At 66.6% G+C, this 18631-nt stretch carries 18 protein-coding genes; 8 read left to right on the forward strand and 10 right to left on the reverse strand.

What is annotated here, in order from left to right; translation table 11 throughout:
- Positions 1–9 precede the first annotated feature (9 nt).
- Both cobS and DES45_RS01070 read right to left on the reverse strand, forming a co-directional pair.
- Positions 10–999, reverse strand: coding sequence for a cobaltochelatase subunit CobS (cobS, locus tag DES45_RS01065; protein WP_114768127.1), 990 nt, complete (start codon positions 997–999; stop codon positions 10–12).
- Between the two features lie 120 nt (positions 1000–1119).
- Positions 1120–1749: a J domain-containing protein gene (locus DES45_RS01070; protein WP_114768128.1), complete on the reverse strand. Its 630-nt coding sequence runs from the start codon at positions 1747–1749 to the stop codon at positions 1120–1122.
- 87 nt (positions 1750–1836) lie between these two features.
- Between DES45_RS01070 and DES45_RS01075 the strand changes: the two genes are divergently transcribed.
- Entirely contained in the window at positions 1837–2103 is a 267-nt protein-coding gene (locus DES45_RS01075) for a BolA family protein (RefSeq protein ID WP_114768129.1), read from the forward strand.
- 15 nt (positions 2104–2118) lie between these two features.
- On the opposite strand, the gene DES45_RS01080 is transcribed toward DES45_RS01075, so the two are convergent.
- Entirely contained in the window at positions 2119–3285 is a 1167-nt protein-coding gene (locus DES45_RS01080) for an acetyl-CoA acetyltransferase (protein ID WP_114768130.1), read from the reverse strand.
- Positions 3286–3452: 167 nt separating this feature from the next.
- Here DES45_RS01080 and DES45_RS01085 point away from each other — a divergent pair, with 167 nt between their 5' ends.
- Positions 3453–4031 carry an LOG family protein gene (locus tag DES45_RS01085; protein WP_114768131.1) on the forward strand — a complete coding sequence of 193 codons (579 nt, stop codon included), beginning with the start codon at positions 3453–3455 and terminating at the stop codon, positions 4029–4031.
- Positions 4028–4438 (forward strand): NUDIX hydrolase, encoded by a 411-nt coding sequence (locus DES45_RS01090; protein WP_114768132.1) that lies wholly within the window; start codon positions 4028–4030, stop codon positions 4436–4438. The genes DES45_RS01085 and DES45_RS01090 overlap by 4 nt, the downstream gene beginning before the upstream one ends.
- On the opposite strand, the gene DES45_RS01095 is transcribed toward DES45_RS01090, so the two are convergent.
- Positions 4426–5559 carry a 2OG-Fe(II) oxygenase gene (locus DES45_RS01095; RefSeq protein ID WP_114768133.1) on the reverse strand — a complete coding sequence of 378 codons (1134 nt, stop codon included), beginning with the start codon at positions 5557–5559 and terminating at the stop codon, positions 4426–4428. The genes DES45_RS01090 and DES45_RS01095 overlap by 13 nt on opposite strands.
- 76 nt (positions 5560–5635) lie before the next feature.
- The gene (locus DES45_RS01100) at positions 5636–6538 is read right to left on the reverse strand and encodes an EamA family transporter (protein ID WP_114768134.1); all 903 of its coding nucleotides are present in this window, start codon (positions 6536–6538) and stop codon (positions 5636–5638) included.
- A 193-nt stretch (positions 6539–6731) separates the two neighbouring features.
- Here DES45_RS01100 and DES45_RS01105 point away from each other — a divergent pair, with 193 nt between their 5' ends.
- From DES45_RS01105 to DES45_RS01115, 3 genes are all read left to right on the forward strand, one after another.
- Positions 6732–8159: a D-alanyl-D-alanine carboxypeptidase family protein gene (locus DES45_RS01105; protein ID WP_245429682.1), complete on the forward strand. Its 1428-nt coding sequence runs from the start codon at positions 6732–6734 to the stop codon at positions 8157–8159.
- Between the two features lie 154 nt (positions 8160–8313).
- A complete protein-coding gene (locus DES45_RS01110; RefSeq protein WP_147282323.1) occupies positions 8314–9225 on the forward strand; it encodes a DMT family transporter in 912 nt (303 codons plus the stop codon).
- Between the two features lie 4 nt (positions 9226–9229).
- Positions 9230–10372, forward strand: coding sequence for a CobW family GTP-binding protein (locus DES45_RS01115; RefSeq protein ID WP_114768137.1), 1143 nt, complete (start codon positions 9230–9232; stop codon positions 10370–10372).
- Between the two features lie 3 nt (positions 10373–10375).
- Here the strand turns inward: DES45_RS01115 and DES45_RS01120 are convergent, their stop codons facing one another.
- From DES45_RS01120 to DES45_RS01130, 3 genes are read right to left on the reverse strand one after another with little or no spacing between them, the layout of a single operon-like run.
- Complete coding sequence (locus DES45_RS01120) at positions 10376–11146, reverse strand: ABC transporter permease (protein ID WP_114768138.1); 771 nt, start codon at positions 11144–11146, stop codon at positions 10376–10378.
- An 8-nt stretch (positions 11147–11154) separates the two neighbouring features.
- Complete coding sequence (locus DES45_RS01125; protein WP_170151348.1) at positions 11155–11946, reverse strand: ABC transporter ATP-binding protein; 792 nt, start codon at positions 11944–11946, stop codon at positions 11155–11157.
- 57 nt (positions 11947–12003) lie between these two features.
- Positions 12004–13044 (reverse strand): ABC transporter substrate-binding protein, encoded by a 1041-nt coding sequence (locus tag DES45_RS01130; RefSeq protein ID WP_245429683.1) that lies wholly within the window; start codon positions 13042–13044, stop codon positions 12004–12006.
- 285 nt (positions 13045–13329) lie between these two features.
- Here DES45_RS01130 and DES45_RS01135 point away from each other — a divergent pair, with 285 nt between their 5' ends.
- Positions 13330–14337, forward strand: a complete 1008-nt coding sequence (locus tag DES45_RS01135) for a TerC family protein (RefSeq protein WP_114768140.1) — start codon at positions 13330–13332, stop codon at positions 14335–14337.
- Between the two features lie 38 nt (positions 14338–14375).
- On the opposite strand, the gene DES45_RS01140 is transcribed toward DES45_RS01135, so the two are convergent.
- Positions 14376–14837 (reverse strand): Lrp/AsnC ligand binding domain-containing protein, encoded by a 462-nt coding sequence (locus tag DES45_RS01140; protein WP_114768141.1) that lies wholly within the window; start codon positions 14835–14837, stop codon positions 14376–14378.
- Between the two features lie 110 nt (positions 14838–14947).
- Between DES45_RS01140 and putA the strand changes: the two genes are divergently transcribed.
- Positions 14948–18046, forward strand: a complete 3099-nt coding sequence (putA, locus tag DES45_RS01145) for a bifunctional proline dehydrogenase/L-glutamate gamma-semialdehyde dehydrogenase PutA (RefSeq protein WP_114768142.1) — start codon at positions 14948–14950, stop codon at positions 18044–18046.
- A 10-nt stretch (positions 18047–18056) separates the two neighbouring features.
- Here putA and DES45_RS01150 read toward each other — a convergent pair whose 3' ends face one another.
- Entirely contained in the window at positions 18057–18599 is a 543-nt protein-coding gene (locus tag DES45_RS01150) for a 2'-5' RNA ligase family protein (RefSeq protein ID WP_114768143.1), read from the reverse strand.
- Positions 18600–18631 lie beyond the last annotated feature (32 nt).

The raw sequence follows: 18631 nt of genomic DNA on the forward strand, positions 1-18631 counted from the left end.
GACGACACTTTACGACAGCGCCACGTTCACGGCGCTCTCCGGCAGGTCCTTGCCGAAGGAGCGCTGGTAGAACTCGGCCACCAGGGCGCGCTCGAGCTCGTCGCACTTGTTCAGGAAGGTGACCCGGAACGCGAAGCCCGTGTCGCCGAAGATCTCGGCGTTCTCGGCCCAGGTGATCACCGTGCGCGGGCTCATGACCGTCGAGAGATCGCCGTTCATGAAGGCGCTGCGGGTGAGATCCGCCACGCGCACCATCTTGTTGACGATGTCCCGCCCCTCGGCGCTGTCCTGGTAGTGCTTCGCCTTGGAGAGGACGATGTCCACCTCCTTGTCGTGCGGCAGGTAATTCAGGGTGGTGACGATCGACCAGCGGTCCATCTGGCCCTGGTTGATCTGTTGCGTGCCATGGTACAGGCCGGACGTGTCGCCGAGGCCCACCGTGTTGGCGGTGGCGAAGAGGCGGAAGGCCGGGTGAGGCCGGATGACCCGCTTCTGGTCCAGGAGCGTGAGCTTGCCCGACTGCTCCAGCACGCGCTGGATCACGAACATCACGTCCGGACGGCCCGCGTCGTACTCGTCGAAGACCAGCGCCACGTTGTTCTGCAGGGCCCAGGGCAGGATGCCGTCCTGGAAGGCGGTGATCTGCTTGCCCTCCTGGAGCACGATGGCGTCCTTGCCGACGAGATCGATGCGCGACACGTGGCTGTCGAGGTTCACGCGCACGCAGGGCCAGTTGAGGCGGGCCGCCACCTGCTCGATATGGGTCGACTTGCCGGTGCCGTGATAGCCCGTGATCATGACACGGCGGTTGCGCGCGAAGCCTGCCAGGATCGCCAGGGTGGTCTCGCGGTCGAACAGGTAGTCCGGATCGAGATCCGGCACATGCTCCTCGCTCTGGGAAAAGGCCGGAACCTCCAGATCCGAGTCGATGCCGAAGACCTGTCGCACGGACACCTTCATGTCCGGGATGTTGGTCGGTGTCTCGGTGAGTGCGGTCATTGGGGCCTCGCGGTCGGATCTGGAGTGGTTCATTTCAAGGAATGCCAAGGACTTCTTATCGCCCGCGGCAGGATGGCGCAATTTCCCATACGCCTAACAGGGTTGCATGAACGGGGCCGTTCAGCACAAGCCGGCGGTTTTCAGGACGTCATGCGCCTTGATGATGTCGCGTAAGCGGTCCTCGAAGGAGCGGTCGCCGCCGTTGGCGTCCGGGTGAAACTGTTTCACCAGGGCCTTGTACTGGGCCTTGATGGCCGGCCCCTCGGCCGTTTCGTCGAGGCCGAGCACGTCGAGGGCGCGGCGCACGGCGCCCGTGTAGCGGGGCTTCTTGGGCTCCGCCGCCTGCTGCCGGCGCTGGCGCCCCTGCCTGAAATCCTCGCCCCGCAGGATGCCGAGCGGATCGAAATAGCCCCAGTCCCGTTCGCCGCCTGTCCCGGTGCCTTCGCTCTTGCCGGCAGCGTTGACCCCCATGGCCCAGGTCGGCCGGTGGCCGATGGTGGCGTCCTTCTGGAAGGCCGCGACGGCGGTGTCGGACATGCCGGCGAAGTAGTTGTAGGAGGCGTTGTACTCGCGCACGTGCTCGAGGCAGAAGCGCCAGTACTGCCCTTCTTGGTCCCGCCCCTTCGGCGCCCGGTACTGTCCCTCCGCCTTGCAGGCCGGATGTTCGCAGACGGGCCCCTTGGTCTCCCGGGGCTCGTCGCATGAAGGCTTGATGCGGATACGGTCGAAAAGAGGCGAATTGAGATCCATGATACAGCGATTATGAGTGGCTTGAGGCCGGGAGCCAAGGCCTCAGCGCTTTTCGCCGCAGACCCGTTCAAAAAGGTTTACCACAGCATGACCCTTGCCGCCTGGATCACGCAGGAACTGCAGAACCGCCTGAACCCCTCAGCGCTGACCGTCATCGACGAATCGGAGCAGCATCACGGCCATGCCGGATGGCGCGAAGGAGGCGAGACTCACTTCCGAATTAATATCGTGTCGGAGGCCTTCAGCGGCAAGAGCCGGGTCGACCGCCACCGCCTCGTCAACGAGGTGCTTCAAGGCGCCTTCGACCGGGGCCTGCACGCCCTCGCCATCCAGGCGAAGGCGCCGGGGGAGTAAGCCGCCCCAAGCGGCTTACTTGATCCGCTCGAGCACGCTCACGTAGTTGGCGACAGCCGCGCCGCCCATGTTGAAGATGCCGCCGAGCGTCGGGTTCTTCACCTGGATGCCGCCGGCCTCCTCGCAGAGCTGCATGGCCGAGAGCGCATGCATGGATACGCCCGTCGCGCCGATCGGATGGCCCTTGGCCTTGAGGCCGCCGGAGGGGTTCACCGGCAGCTTGCCGTCCCGGTTGGTCCAGCCTTCCTTGACGGCGATGGCGCCCTGACCGGGAGGAGTCAGGCCCATGGCCTCGTACTCGATCAGCTCGGCGATCGTGAAGCAGTCGTGCGTCTCCACGAAGGAGAGGTCGGAGAGCTGGATGCCGGCCTGGTCGAGCGCCCGCCGCCAGGCTTCGGCACAGCCCTCGAACGCGATGATGTCGCGCTTCGACATCGGCAGGAAATCCTGGGCGTGCGCCGTGGCCCGGAACGCCACCGCGCGCGGCATGCGAAGCGCCGTCTCCGTGTCGGCCAGGACGAGCGCCGCGGCGCCGTCGGAGACGAGCGAGCAGTCGGTGCGCTTCAGGGGGCCTGCCACGAACGGGTTCTTGTCGCTCTCGGCGCGGCAGAACTCGAAGCCGAGATCCTTGCGCATCTGGGCATAAGGATTGTCGACGCCGTTCTTGTGGTTCTTGGCCGCGATGCCGGCGAGCGCGTCCGACTGGTCGCCGTAGCGCTGGAAGTAGCGGCCGGCGATCTGCCCGAAGACGCCCGCGAAGCCGCCCTTGGTCTCGCCGTCCTCCGGCAGGTACGAGGCCTTCAGGAGGATATTGCCGATCTCGGGGCCCGGCGTGCGGGTCATCTGCTCGACGCCGACCACCAGAACGGTCTTGGCCCGACGCGCCTCGATGGTCTTGATCGCTTGGTGCACGGCCGCGGAGCCCGTGGCGCACGCGTTCTCCACCCGGGTGGCCGGCTTGAAGCGGAACTTGTCGCTCGCCTGGAACACCAGGGAGGCGGTGAAGTCCTGGGGCGAGAACCCGCCGTTGAAATGGCCGAGCACCACCTCGTCGATGTCCTCGGGGCCGAGGCCTGCATGCTCCAGCGCCTCGTTGGTGACGCGCACGATCAGGCTCTCGACCGTTTCGTTGTCGAGCTTGCCGAAGGGCGTATGGGCCCAGCCGACGATGCAGGCTGTCATGGGGTTTCCTCGCGAATCCGTTTGCTTGAAAGGGAAGATGGGGCCATTCGGGAACCGCAGCAAGGGACGCTGCCGTAAGGGGCGAAAAGAAGTTCGGGGGCCGCCCTTCCGTCTTGCCTGACCTCTGGTCCTTATGGTCCATAGAGGCCCTTCGGATGAGGTCTTCCATGCGCTTATGTGTCTTTTGCGGCTCCAATGCGGGCTCCGATTCGTCCTATCTCGAGGCGGCGCGCGGCCTGGGCGAGGCGCTCGCGCGGGAAAGGATCGGGCTCGTCTACGGCGGCGCGTCGGTCGGCCTGATGGGCGCCGTCGCGGATGCCGTGATGGCCGGGGGCGGAGAGGTCATCGGCGTGATGCCCCAGTCGCTTGTCGACAAGGAGATCGCCCACAAGAACCTGCCCGATCTGAGGATCGTCGGCTCCATGCACGAGCGCAAGGCGCTCATGGCCGAGCTTGCGGACGGCTTCGTGGCTCTTCCCGGGGGCTTGGGCACCTTCGAGGAGCTGTTCGAGGTCTGGACCTGGGCCCAGCTCGGCTACCATCGCAAGCCCTGCTCGCTTCTGAACGTGAGCGGCTTCTACGACAAGCTGACGGGTTTCCTCGACGATGTGGTGGAGCGCGGCTTCGTCAAGCCGGTCCATCGGTCCATGCTGATCGTGGAGCAGGAGCCCGACGCGCTCATCCGGGCCTTGCGGGCCTACGAGCCGCCGGCCGTGACCAAGTGGATCAAGGCGGGCGAGCGGTGATCGACATCGTGACGGCCCTGATCCGCGACGAGCGCGGGCACGTGCTCCTCGTGCGCAAACGGGGCACCGTGGCCCTCATGCAGCCGGGCGGAAAGCGCGAGCCGGGCGAGAGCGACCTCCAGTCCCTGGAGCGGGAGCTGCATGAGGAGCTCGGCTGCCGGATCGCGGCGGAGTCGGCGCAGGCTCTCGGGGTCTTCGAGGCCCCGGCCGCGAACGAGCCGGGGCAGCGGGTGCGGGCGTCGGTCTACGGGGTCCGCATATCGGGCCCGTTCGGCCCGCGCGCGGAGATCGCCGAGCACGCCTGGATCGATCCGCACGAGCCCGGCGACAGGGTTCTGGCACCGCTCACCCGAGATGTGGTGCTGCCCCTCGCCCGGTCCCTGAACGAGGCGGCTCAGGCCCGGTAGGCGCCGACATCGTCGCCGAGCTTGGCATTGTTCGCCTCCCGGATCCGGGCGGCGGCATCGTCGTACAGGAACGGCAGGAAGGCGAAGCGCCGCCCGGCGGTGACCTTCGAGACCGCGTGAAGCAGTGAGCAGGAGAACACCACGGCCCCGCCCGGAGGCGCCTTGTAGCTCCGCGGCCCGTATTCCGGGAAGCTCACCTCGCCGCCGTCGAAATCGGCATTGAGGTTGATCGAGACGGCGAAGCGGCGGTGTGCCGTGCCGCTGGTGGTGTTGTCCCGGTGGGCCCGGAAATGGCCGCCGTCCTCGGCGGCGTAGCAGGAGACGATGTACCGCTCCATGCGGGTGGGTCTGAAGAAGTGAACCTTCTCGATCTCCGGATTGACCCGGCGCACGATACGGCCCTGGATCTGCCGGATCAGGTTCTCGTCGGCGATCGTGTAATCCTTGCGCCGCTTGTGGTCCGGGTTGTGGACCGCAACGGTCTTGCCGTCGATCTCGCGCATGAAGCCCGATTCCTCGCCGCCGTGGGCCTCATAGAGCCCGATCAGGTGACGGCAGAAGGCAGGCTCGAACACGTCCGGGATGATGAGGACCGGAGCCTGAACCTCGAAGCCCGCGAAACGCTCGACGGGCGGCAGGTTTCGAAGGTAGGCGGCGACCTCTTCCCGGTCGCTGCCATCCTCCCTGAACGGGAAGACGGCCCGCACGCGCAGGGTCGGGTTGAGCACCATCCAGAATCGCCGCATCGGCGCACCGCCCTCGGGTGCCTCCTGGGGCAAGGCGCCGTAGAGCCGGCTGATCCGGCCGTCGAAGTCCCAGAACTGGCGGATGCCCGGGAGATTCTCGCGGACCCGGCCCTCCTGCTCGTCGGCCGGATCGATGCTCACGCCGAAGACCGCGATGTTGGTATCGTCGAAGAGGCTGCGGCACGGGCCGTTCAGCGCCTCGAGGGCCGCGCGACCGGCCGGATCGGAAGCGGTTCCGAAGAAGCACAGCACCACGTAGCGGCCCGCCGCCGTGTCGAAAGCGTAGTTCGGGTTGCTCGTGCTCCTCTGATGAAACCAGGGAGCCGGATCGCCGGCCGCGAGAGCACGGTAGGTCGGTTGGCCGGCAGCGGTCATCGGCTCGTCTCCCCTAGAGAAAAACAATGTTTCAATAGGAATATCTTGGACGGGCCGTCGAGCGCAACCGTCGCGCCTAGTGCTGGGACAGCAGCAGGAAGGCGACGCCGCCGAGGATGAGCGCCATGCCGACGAGTTCCCGGCGGGTCGTGGTCTGGGCCATGAAGCGGTGGGAGACAGCCTGCGCCATCAGAACCTCGACCAACGCCAAGGTCCGGACATTGGCGGCGGTCGTCAGGGCAAAGCCGATGAACCAGAACTGGGACGCGAGCGCACCCAGGAAGCCGGCCCCCAGCGACGGCCTCCAGGCCGCGAAGCTCGCCAGCAGGGCCCGGCGGTCGAACAGGCCGAGCCAGACGAGCAGGATGGCGGTCTGAAGCCCCAGGCCCCAGGCCAACGTCGTCGTGGCCCGGATCACGAAGGAGCCCTCGGGCAGCGACAGGATCGCCCCGCGAAACCCGATGGCCGCGAGGGCAAAGAAGGCGCCGGCCGCGACGCCGGCCGCAACGGGCCTGACGCCGGCCGAGGTCAGGCTCGTGCCCGGCTTGACGGACATCAGCACCACGCCCGCCGTGGCGACCAGGATCGCCAGGGCGACCGGCGGGGTCAGCGGGTCTCCGAGAAGCACGAGTCCGAAGAGCGCCACCTGGACCGGCTCGGTCTTGGTGTAGGCTGTCACCACCGAGAAGGCGCGCTCCCGCATGGCCGAGAGCATGAGAGCCGTGGCAAGGATCTGGGTGGCGGCTCCGCCCAGGACGTAGAGCAGGAACGTCGCGTTCGGAGCCGGGACACCTTCGCCGGACACGAGGCGCACGCCGGCCAAGGCTAGGAGCGCGAAAGGAAAACCGTAAAGAAAGCGGACCTGCGTCGCCCCCACCGTGCCGATCTGCTCAGTCAAACGGCGCTGCGTCGCATTTCTGCCGGTCTGAGCGGCCGCAGCGGCCAAGGTCACGGGAATCCAGAGAAGGGATAAATTCATCGATTGTTCTTCAAAGCGCGCCGCTCTTGCCACTCTCTTGCCACGGAATCCCTTAGAAAGGGTGGATACTCATCAACAATAAGCACCGGTGTCTCTGGCTATTCCAGGGCTTCGGGACTAAAAATAGCCGAGCTGGCACAAGCGGGACCGTCGGATTTCCCCTTTGACCATAGCCTTCATGGAGCCGTTCCGGATGAACGCAAGACGAGTTATTCGTGTCGCAGCCTTTGCCCTTGCCGCCCTGGTCGGCGGTCCGGTTCTGGCTGGGAATCCGGCTCTCGTCGTCGAAGTCGAGTCCGGCCGCGTCCTGCATGCGGAGCGGGCAACAGATCCCTGGTACCCGGCTTCCGTCACGAAGCTGATGACGACCTACGTGACCCTCGACCTGGTCCGGAAGGGCCAGCTGAGCATGGACACGCTCCTGACCGTGTCGGATTCGGCAGCCGCGCAGCCTCCGTCGAAGATGGGCTTCAAGCCCGGCACCCAGATCCGGGTCGACAACGCGCTCAAGATCCTCATGGTCAAGTCGGCGAACGACGTCGCCGCGACCATCGCGGAGAACATCGGCGGCTCGATCGATGGCTTCGCCGAGCGGATGAACGCGGAAGCCCAGCGCCTCGGCATGCGGGACAGCCATTTCGCAAACCCTCATGGGCTGCCCGACGAGCGCAACCAGACAACCGCGCGCGACATGGCGGTGCTCGCCCGCGCGCTCCTGCTCGAGTTCCCTGACCATCAGGACCTGTTCCACATCGGGGCCATCCAGTTCGGGCGGCGGATCATGCGCAACACCAACGGCCTGATCGGACGCTATCCCGGGGCCGACGGCATGAAGACGGGCTTCATCTGTTCCTCCGGCTTCAACGTCGTGGCGAGCGCGACCCGAAACGGGCGGCACCTGATCACCGTGGTGTTCGGGGCGCCCTCCGCCAACGAGCGCACCATGATCGCCGCGGACCTGTTCGACCGCGGCTTCAACAGCACCGTGAACTTCACCAATCCCCTGCTGACCGCCCTTCCGGCCTCGGCCACCCACACGCCGCCCGACATGCGGTCGGTCATCTGCGACCGGCGCGGTCCGATGCCGAAGGAAGAGGACAGCCCGACGACCGTGGCGGATGACGACACGCCGACGGTGCCGAACCTCTTCTCGTCCGACGTGATGGCCTTCGCGGGCGGCACCCCGAAGCCCATGCGCACGACCCTGGGCCCCCGCACCGCCGTCCAGCCGGAGCGCATCTGGGTCGGCCTGACGCCTCCGTCCGAGAGCGAGATTGCCGCCGAGGCCGCGAAGGAGAAGGCTGCCGAGGACGCCGCCCAGAAGACGAAGTCCAAGAAAGCCGCCACGGCCAAGAAAGGCGCCAAGAAGGAGGCCGCCAAGGACGATGCGGCCGATGAATCCGACAGCGAGGACACCCCGACCAAGGCTCAGGCCAAGGCCAAGGGCAAGGGCGACTCGCGGGCGACGATGAGCTTCAAGCCGGTCAACAACGACAGCAAGAGCGACGCCAAGGGCGCCTCCAAGGCCAGCGCCAAGACGACCGCCAAGCCCCAGGCCTCGGCCGAGGACAAAGCCAAGCCGAAGGCGGAGGCCGGAAAGTCCAAGCCGTCCCAGAACTGAGGCGCCGGCTCCCCGAATCCGAACCGGGCAGGATCCTTCTCCTGCCCGGTTTCTTTTTGCGCGGGGGAGCCGCCGAGGCGGTCTCCGGCCCCGCCGCCCTTGCAATCGGCCGCAATTCGCGCGAACGGTGCTGGCCCTCAACCCGACCGCCGCCATGTCTCACCCCACCTCCTCGCCTGCCAGCGGAATGCTGTTCGCTCTCGTCTCGGCGAGCTTCTACGGCCTGAACATCGTCTACGCCCGCATGGCTGCGTTCGCCGGCGCGAGCGGGTCGGCGATCGTGGTCTACCGGGTTCTCCTGATGCTGATCCTGGTCGGGATCGCGGCCGTCGCGATGCGAAAGTCCCTGGCCATGGCACGGGAGGAGCGCGGCATCATGCTGCTCCTTGGCGTCGCGACCGCCCTCGTGGGCGTCTGCTATCTGTCCTCCGTGGCCTTCATCCCGGTCACGGTGGCGGCGGTGGTGTTCTACACCTTTCCGATTTTCATCGTGCTGGCGAGTCCCTTCGTCGAAGGCACGAAGCTGACTCCGACGCTTCTCGGAGTCGCGGCGGCCGCGACGATCGGGGTCGTCATGGTGGTCGGGCCTGCCTTCGGCGGCCTCGACTGGCGCGGCCTCGTCCTCGCCCTCGCTGCAAGCATCGCCACCGCCACCCAGTTCTTCGCAGCGGCCCGCTGCCGCAAGACCGGCGTGGTTGCGAAGGTCTTCTGGATCCATGTCCTCGTGCTGCCGACCGCAGCCCTCATCGGCCTTGCGGCGGGACAGCTCTCCCCGCCCTCGACCCTCCTGGCGGCACCGCTTGCGGTCGGCATGACGATCGGAGGCTACGTGTTCGGCTTCATGCTCCAGTTCCTGGCGCTGGGCCGGATCACGGCGGTCGCGGCCGGGATCATCTACTGCACCGAGCCGGTCGTGGCGGCCGTATCGTCCGCTCTGCTCCTGGGCGAGACACTGAGTCCCCTTCAAATGGCGGGCGGCGCCCTGGTCTTGTCGGCGATCGTCGCCAATGTGTTGCTGGAGCAGCGCCGCCTGAGAGGCGCTCCCCTCGTCCCCATCGCGGATTGACCCTATGACGGACACGCCCCTGACCCCTCCTGCCCCGATCCCGCTCACCGTTCTCACGGGATTTCTCGGCGCCGGGAAGACCACGCTCCTCAACCGGCTCCTCCAAGACCCGGCGCTTCGGGACACGGTGGTCATCATCAACGAGTTCGGCGAGATCGGCCTCGACCACCTGCTCGTGGAGAAGGTCGACGAGGGCATGGTGCTGCTCTCGGCGGGCTGCCTCTGCTGCACGGTGCGGGGCGACCTGATCGCCACCCTGGAAGACCTGCTGCGCAAGCGCGACAACGGGCGGATCGAACCGTTCCGGCGCGTCGTGATCGAGACCACCGGGCTCGCGGATCCGGCCCCGATCCTGCACGCGGTGCTCTATCATCCGTATCTCTCCATGCGCTACGCGGTCGAAGGCGTGGTGACGGTGATCGATGCGGTGAACGGCGAGGCCACGCTCGACGCCCATCGGGAGGCGGTGAAGCAGGCGGCCGTCGCCGAGCGGATCGTGCTGAGCAAGACCGACCTGGTGCAGGACGAGACCAGGTTGGCTCGGTTGCGCGAGAGACTGCGTCAGCTCAATCCGGGCGCTGCCCTGCTGCCGGCGGATGCGCCCGCCGAGGCCATTGTCGCAGGGGGGCTCTTCGGCCTCGACGGCAAGATCGCCGACGTGCGCGAATGGCTGAAGGCGGAGGCCGTCGAGGAGGCCGAGCGGGAAAGCCACGCGCATCAGCACGGGCACCATCACCACGGGCATCACCATCACGGTCATCACCACGACGTGAACCGGCACGACGAGCGCATCCGCGCCTTCTGCCTGACGAGCGACCAGCCGATCCGGCAGGGCACCCTCGACATGTTCCTCGATCTCCTGCGCTCCTCGCAAGGCGCCAAGCTCCTGCGCGTGAAGGGGCTGGTGGCGCTTGCCGAGGATCCGGAGCATCCGGTGGTGATCCACGGGGTCCAGCACGTGATCCACGTGCCGGCCGTGCTTCCGCGGTGGCCGAGCGAGGATCGGCGCAGCCGCCTCGTCTTCATCGTGGACGACCTCGACCGCAGCGTGATCGACAAGCTCTGGAACGCGTTCCTGGGCAGGCCCAGCATCGACGAGCCCGACGCCGCCGCCCTGTCCGACAACCCGCTTTCGCTCAGGCGCTAGGCTTCAAGCGTTCGCCATCTGCGATCGCTGGGCCCAGCCGGTCGTCGACTGTTCGACGAAGGCGGTGATCATGTACATGACGACGCCGAGCACCGCGAGGACCACGAGGGCCGCCCACACTAGGGGGACCTCAAACGCGGCCGAGGCGCGGGTCAGCAGGTTGCCGATGCCGACATTCGACGCGTTCTGCTCGCCGATCACCGAGCCCACATAGGCGAGCGTGATGGCCACTTTGAGCGAGCCGAAGAAATAGGGCATCGCGCGCGGCAGCCCCACTTTCAGGATGATGTCGCGCTTGGAGGCGCCGAGCGCGCGCAGCACGTCCTCCATCTCCGGCTCCACCGTCGAGATGCCGGTCGCGACGTTCACGACGATCGGGAAGAACGAGATCAGGAAGGCGGTCATCACCGGCGGCACCCAGCCGACGCCGAACCAGAACACCAGGATCGGCACCACCGCGACCTTGGGGATGGAGTTGAAGCCGACGAGCAGCGGATAGGTACCCGCATTGATGAGCCGCGAAGCGCCGAGCGCCACGCCGAGCAGCAGCCCGAACACCACCGCGAGCCCGAATCCGGCAAGCGTCATCCAGAGCGTGTGCATGGCGTGATAGGCGAGCTGGTTCCGGTACTCCCAGGTCGCCGCCATGATGGTAGAGGGCGCCGGCAGGATGAAGCTCGAGATTCCGAAGCCGCGGCAGATGATCTCCCAGATGGCGAAGAACCCGATCGTGAAGATCCAGGGCGCGAGGACGAGCTGGCGTTTGACGGTCATGGACATTCTCAAGCGGCCTTGCGCGCCTGCGCGATGTGGCCGCGCAGTTCGTGGACGAGATCGGAGAATTCGGGCGTGTAGGTGATCTCGAGGTCGCGCGGCCGTGGGAATGCGACCTCGCGCTCGGCCACGATCCGCCCGGGGCGCGCGCTCATGCAGAAGATGCGGTCCGCCAGGAAGGCCGCCTCGCGCAGATCGTGCGTCACGAGGATCACGGTCACACCCTGTGCTGCGTGCAGGTCGCGGATCACGCACCACAGCTCCTCGCGGGTGAACGAGTCGAGCGCCCCGAAGGGCTCGTCGAGCATGAGCAGCTTGGGCTCGTGGATGAGGGCCCGGCACAGGGAGGCGCGCTGCTGCATGCCGCCCGAGAGCTGCCAGGGGAAGCGGTGCCCCTGACCCTTGAGGCCGACCTGGGCAAGCAGCGCCTCGGCCTTGGCGACGTACTCCGCCTTGTGCCTGCGCAGGCGCGAGCGGTGCGGCTCCACGATCTCCAGCGGCAGCAGGATGTTGTCGAGGGTCGTACGCCAAGGAAGCATGGTCGGGTTCTGGAACGCCATGCCGGCGAGCTTCACGGGCGCACCGACCTGCCGGCCGTCCACGACCACGGTGCCCTTCTTCGGGAATTGCAGGCCCGTGGCCAGCTTCATGAGGGTGGACTTGCCGCAGCCCGAGGGGCCGACGATGGCCGCGAACTCCCCCTCCTGGATCTTGATGTTGAGGCGCTCGACGGCCGGCAGCCCGTCCTCGGCGCGCGCATAGACGTGGGTCACGTCGTGGATGTCGACGAAGGTTCTCATGGAGTTCGACCGCCTGAAAGGAAAGAGGGCCCGGTCGTGCGGTGACCGGGCCCTGGATCAGTTCACTTTCCTCTGGTCGGCCGGAGGCAGGAACTCCTCGCTGAACACGTCCTCGACCTTGGGCTTGGCCTTGTAGTTGAAGGTCAGGCCGATCTGGTCCAGCGACTTGGCGAAGCGGTCCTTGTCGATGCCGCCGAAGCCGTTCTCCTTCACCCAAGGGGTGACCATGTTCTGCTCGAGCACCATCTTCAGGCGCTCCAGCTCCACGTCCTTCTTGGCGACGTCGTTGCGCTTGATGACAGAATCGACCGCGCTCGCCGGATCTTTCACGGTGTCCTGGACGCCCTTCATGATCGCCCGGAGCAGCCCCTTCACGGCTTCCGGCTTCTCCTTGGCGAACTTCTCCGACACGATGATGGTGTTGCCGTAGAGATCGACGCCGTAGTCGCTCATGAGCATGACGACAATGTCGTCGGCCGGGACGCCGCGGGACTTCAGGTTGATGAAGGACGACATGGAGAAGCCGAAGACCGCATCGACCTCGCCCTGCGCCAGCATGGGCTCGCGGACCGGGAAGCCCACGTTCTCGAACTTCATGGTCGAGTCGTCGATCTTGTTGACCGACTTGAAGATCGGCCACTGCGCATAGGCGCCGTCGGCCGTGGGAGCGCCGAACTTCTTGCCCTGGAGGCTGGCGACATCCTTCGAGATGCCGCGGCTCTTGCGGCCGATGATGGCGAAGGGCGGCCGGTCGTAGATCACCATCACGGCCTTGATGCCCGATTCCGGATTCTCGTCCCGGAAGCGCACCAGGGAGTTCACGTCCCCGAAACCGACGTCGTAGGTGCCGGACGCCACCCGCGAGATCGGCTCGCGGGAGCCCGCCGCCGGATCGATCGTCACGTCCAGGCCCTCGGCCTTGAAGTAGCCCTTGTCGAGGGCGACCGCGAAGGGAGCCGCCGGGCCTTCCCAGCGCCAGTCGAGGCTGAAGCGCACGGGCGTCTGCGCCTGCGCGGCGGCCGAACCGATCAGCAGGGCCGCACCGGCCAGAACTCCCCTGAACCACCACCCAACCCGCGTCGAACGCTCGGACACCATCACCGCCACCTCTGTTCTTGCCTGGCCTCGTCGAAGGCCCCGGGCGTCCCCGGGCATCCGTGTGCCAGATTTCCTAAGTCCCGTTCATGCAAGCAGAAACGACATGAACGTCAAGGCATGGCCTGAACAAGAAAACGACATCGGCTGCTCAAGAAGGGGTCTTGACGCTCGAAGGAGCGCTTCCTACGTGCCTTGTATCGGCGGCCGGGCCCCTCTGGCGGGACGCGACACGCGCCCGTGATGTCGGAGCCGATGCTTGGAAACAAAGCAATCATAGGTCCGGTTATGCCAGAATTCCTGCTCATGGAATGGCTGGGAAAGCCCGTCTGGATGTGGACGGCTTTCTTGAGCCTTGTCGTTTTTCTCCTCGCCTTCGATCTCGGCGTCCTGAACCGAAAGGACAAGGAGCTCGGCGTAAAGGAGAGTCTCCTCCTGTCCGCCTTCTACATCGGCATCGCGACCGCCTTCGGCGCCTACATCTGGTGGTCGTATGAATCCGGCCTTCTCGTCACCGAAGACGGAAGCCACGCGGGCATCGCCTATTTCACGGGCTTCTTCATCGAGAAGTCCCTGTCGATCGACAACGTCTTCGTGATCTCGCTGATCTTCAGCTATTTCGCGATTCCCCGGAAATACCAGTATCGCGCCCTCGTCTGGGGCATCATCGGCGTCATCGTGCTGCGCGGCATCATGATCGCGCTCGGCGCGGCCCTGGTGCAGGAATACGACTGGGTGCTCTACATCTTCGGCGCCTTCCTGATCATCACGGGCATCAAGATGCTGGTGGTGACCGAGAGCGACCCCGACATCGCCAAGAACCCGATCGTGCGCTTCCTCAGGAAGCATATGCGGGTATCGGACCGCCTCCACTCGCAGCACTTCTTCGTGCGGGAGCCGGACCCGAAGACCGGTCGGATCGTCACCTGGGCGACGCCCCTGTTCCTGGCGCTCGTGGTGATCAACATCGCCGACCTGATCTTCGCGGTCGACTCGGTGCCGGCGATCTTCGCCATCACCACGGACACCTTCGTGGTCTACACGGCGAACATCATGGCGATCCTAGGCCTGCGGGCACTCTACTTCGCGCTGGCCGCGATGGTGCACCGCTTCCACTACCTGAAATACGCGCTGGCGATGGTGCTCGTCTTCATCGGCGGCAAGATCTTCTGGAACCAGCTCGTGGGCAAGCTCGACCCGACGATCTCGCTCGGCGTGACCCTCGCGCTGATCGGCGGCGGCGTGGTCTTCTCCCTGTGGAAGACCAAGAACGAGCAGACCGCGATCTCCGGGTAAGACGAAGCGAAAGGGCGGCGCGAGCCGCCCTTTTCTTTCTAGACCGGCAGGAGGCCGTCGCTCTTGACCTCCTCCATAACCGCATAGGTGCGGGTCTCCTTGACGCCCGGAAGCGCCAGCAGGATCTCGCCGAGAAAGTGGCGGTACGCCGCCATGTCGGCGACCCTGGTCTTGACCAGATAATCGAATCCGCCCGCCACCATGTGGCACTCCAGGACTTCCGGAGCCCGGCGCACGGCGGCGGCGAATTTTTCGAACACGTCCGGCGTCGTCTTGTCGAGGGAGACCTCGACGAAGACCAGGAGCTCCAGCCCGAGCCGGTGCGGATCGAGCCGTGCCCCGAAACCCGCGATGTAGCCCTCCCGCTGCAGGCGCTTCATGCGCTCGCTCGTGGAGGTCGGCGACAGGCCGACCTTCTCGGCCAGGTCGACGGTCGCGATCCGCCCATCCGCCTGCAGGCACTTCAGGATCTTGCGATCGATCCGGTCGATATCCGTCATTTTCACGGTCCTATGGCCCTCTTGCCGCAAAAGCTACGGCAGGAAGGCCAAGATTGCCATCGTATCACGGCAGGCGCCCTCTTATATTTCCCAAAATTTCGGAGGATCCCATGACGTCGAGCCCCACCAGCCCCCTGCCCTTCAACCCGCCCTACGCGGAAGACGACAAGGCCATCGCGGCCCGGCTCCTCGCCGGCTCGCACCTGTCGGCCGAGCGGGAGGCCTGGATCGACCAGCGCGCCACCCGCCTGATCGAGGCGATCCGCGCCAAGGGCGGCGGCCTCGGCGGGGTCGAGGAGATGCTGCGGGAATACGCCCTCTCCACCAAGGAGGGGCTGGCCCTGATGGTGCTGGCCGAGGCGCTGCTGCGGGTGCCGGACGCCGCCACGGCCGACCGGCTGATCGAGGACAAGCTCGGCCAGGGCAACTTCGCCGACCACGAGGCGAAATCCGAAGCGTTCCTGGTCTCGGCCTCCGCCTGGGCGCTCGGAATCACGGCCCGGATCATCCAGCCGGGCGAGACGCCGGAGGGCATCCTGCGCCAGCTCACCAAGCGCCTCGGCCTGCCGGCGGTCCGCACCGCGACCCGTCAGGCGATGCGCGTCATGGGCAACCATTTCGTGCTGGGGCAGACCATCGACGAAGCCCTGAAGCGGGCGGGCTCGGCCAAGGGCCGCGTCTACCGCTACTCCTTCGACATGCTCGGCGAAGGCGCGCGCACGGCGGAGGACGCCCGCCGCTATTACGATTCCTACGCTTCGGCCATCGACGCCATTGGTCGCTCGGCCGGGAACGAGCCGCTGCCGAACCGTCCCGGCATCTCGGTCAAGCTATCCGCCCTTCATCCGCGCTACGAGGCGACGAGCCGCGAGCGGGTCATGCGCGAACTGGTGCCGCTCGTGATCGAGCTGGCCCGGAAGGCGAAATCCTATGAGCTCAACTTCACGGTGGATGCCGAGGAGGCGGATCGGCTGGAACTCTCGCTCCAGGTGATCGACGCAGTCCTCGCCGATCCGTCGCTCGCCGGCTGGAGCGGGTTCGGCCTTGCCATCCAGGGCTACCAGAAGCGTGCGGGCGCCGTGATCGATGCCATTGCCGCCATGGCCGAGCGCTACGACCGCCAGATGATGGTGCGCCTCGTCAAGGGCGCGTACTGGGACACGGAAGTGAAGCGCGCCCAGGAGCGCGGGCTCGACGACTATCCGGTCTTCACCCGCAAGGCGATGACCGACCTCAACTACATGGCCTGCGCCGAGAAGCTGCTGGCCCTGCGCCCTCGCATCTATCCGCAATTCGCCACGCATAATGCGCTCACGGTCGCATCAATCATCGAGCGGGCCGGCGGCGTCGACGGCTACGAGTTCCAGCGCCTGCACGGCATGGGTGAGGCGCTCTACGGCCGCCTGCTCGAGGACGAGCCGGGGCTCGCCTGCCGCGCATACGCGCCGGTCGGCGGCCATCGGGACCTCCTCGCCTATCTGGTGCGGCGCCTGCTCGAGAACGGCGCGAACTCGTCCTTCGTGTCCGTGGCGGCCGACCCCGACGTGCCGGTTCAATCGCTCCTGAAGCGGCCGGCCGACATCATCGTGTCGCCGGACAAGGCGCGGCACCCGAAGCTGCCGCTGCCGCGCGATCTCTACGGCAAGGATCGTGCGAATTCGAGGGGCGTCGAGTTCGGCCACCAGGCCTCCCTCGATTTATTGCTGGCCGAGATTCGGCAGGGCGCGCAGCAATCCTACCGGGCCGAGCCGCTGATCGACGGCAGGGCTGCGCCGGGACAGGCCCGTTCGGTGATCAGTCCCATCGACGGCACCACGTCGGTCGGCCAGGTGACCGAGGCGTCGCCCGAGACGGCCGACCGCGCCATGGCGGCTGCGCGCGCTGGCTTCCCGGCGTGGAGCCGCACGGAAGCCAATGTCAGGGCCGCCGCCCTGATGCGCGCCGCCGACCTCCTGGAGCAGCGCCGGGGCGCCCTTCTGCACCTCCTGCAGACGGAAGCGGGCAAGACCCTCGACGACGCCTTGTCCGAGGTCCGCGAGGCGGTCGATTTCTGCCGCTACTATGCGGCTCAAGGAAAGTCGCTGTTTGGCGCGGGCGAAGCGATGCCGGGGCCGACCGGCGAAAGCAATGTGCTGCGCCTGCGCGGGCGCGGCGTGTTCGTGGCCATCTCGCCTTGGAACTTCCCGCTCGCCATCTTCCTCGGCCAGGTCGGTGCGGCGCTCATGGCCGGCAACGCCGTGGTGGCGAAGCCCGCCGAGCAGACGCCGCTGATCGCGGATCTTGCCGTCCGCATCCTGCACGAGGCGGGCGTGCCGAAGACGGCGCTCCATCTGATTCCCGGCGACGGGCGCATCGGGGCGCGGCTTGTTGAGAACAAGGACGTGGCCGGCGTGGTCTTCACGGGCTCGACGGAAGTTGCCCGCATCATCAACCGGACCCTCGCCGCCAAGGACGCCGCCATCGTGCCGCTGATCGCGGAGACCGGCGGCATCAACGCCATGGTGGTCGACGCCACCGCCCTGCCGGAGCAGGTGGCGGACGATGTGGTGATGTCGGCGTTCCGGTCTGCCGGTCAGCGGTGTTCGGCGCTGCGTCTCCTCTGCGTGCAGGAGGATGTGGCCGAACGCATGATCGAAATGATCGCCGGCAGCGCGCGGGAACTCAAGCTTGCGGATCCGCGCGAGGTGTCGACCCATATCGGTCCGGTGATCGACCGCGAAGCGAAGGAGAAGCTCGACGCGCATGTCGCCGCGATGAAGCGTTCCGCGAAAGTGCATTATGCGGGCGAGGCGCCCGCGGCCGGCACCTATGTGGCCCCTCACATCTTCGAGCTGAACCGGCCGCGCGATCTGGCCGAGGAGGTGTTCGGCCCGATCCTGCACGTGGTGCGCTACAAGGCCGACGGTCTCACGAACGTGCTGGAGGCGATCGACGCCTCGGGCTACGGGCTGACGCTGGGCGTTCACTCCCGCATCGACGCAACTGTGGAGCAGGTGGTGGAGCGGCTCTCGGTCGGCAACGTCTATGTGAACAGGAACATGATCGGCGCGGTCGTGGGCGTTCAGCCCTTCGGCGGCCACGGTCTGTCCGGTACGGGGCCGAAAGCGGGCGGACCGCACTACCTCCTGCGCTTCGCGACCGAGCAGACGGTGACGATCAACACGGCCGCAGCGGGCGGCAACGCGAACCTCATCGCGATGGGCGAGTAGGGAACGGGGCCTATGACGTCCCCGGCTCGCGTCGGGGAGGTTTCGGTCCGAAAGGGAAACTCGCGGCCTTTTCCCAAGGGCCGCCGCGGTAGCGCCACAGATCGAGTCCCGTTCCGGTGATCCTGAAGGGCACGAAGCTGGCGGAGAGATCCGCCAGCAGCCGTCGCGCTTCCTCCGGCTCGACCTTGTTCTGGACCGTGACATGAGGCTGGTGCTTCTGCCGGTCCTGCAGCGTGAGCCAGAGCGCCCATCGCTTCGCGAGGGAGAAGCGCAGTTCCGTCAGTGCAGGCGATGCGAGCGTATAGGCGACGCCGCGTCCGAGGGATCTCAGCCCGGTCACGTCGAGCTCGATGGGTGCCGGCCGGTCGGCTGCGTCGCGGAGGTTCGTGACGAGCGATGGTTCGTGCTCGGCGGGAAGCTTGTGGAAGAGGGTGAGATGCGCCGGGATGAAGTTCCGTTCCGGCGGAAAGTGGCGCCGCCTCTGCTCGTCGAAGAACCGGAACGATCGCTCGTCGAGGGAGAGCGTGAGGATGAATGGCGCGTCCGCTGTCATGGCAAAGAAAAACCCGGCCGGAGCCGGGTTGT

Source organism: Microvirga subterranea (genome assembly GCF_003350535.1).
In the GTDB taxonomy this organism is placed as follows: Bacteria; Pseudomonadota; Alphaproteobacteria; order Rhizobiales; family Beijerinckiaceae; genus Microvirga; species Microvirga subterranea.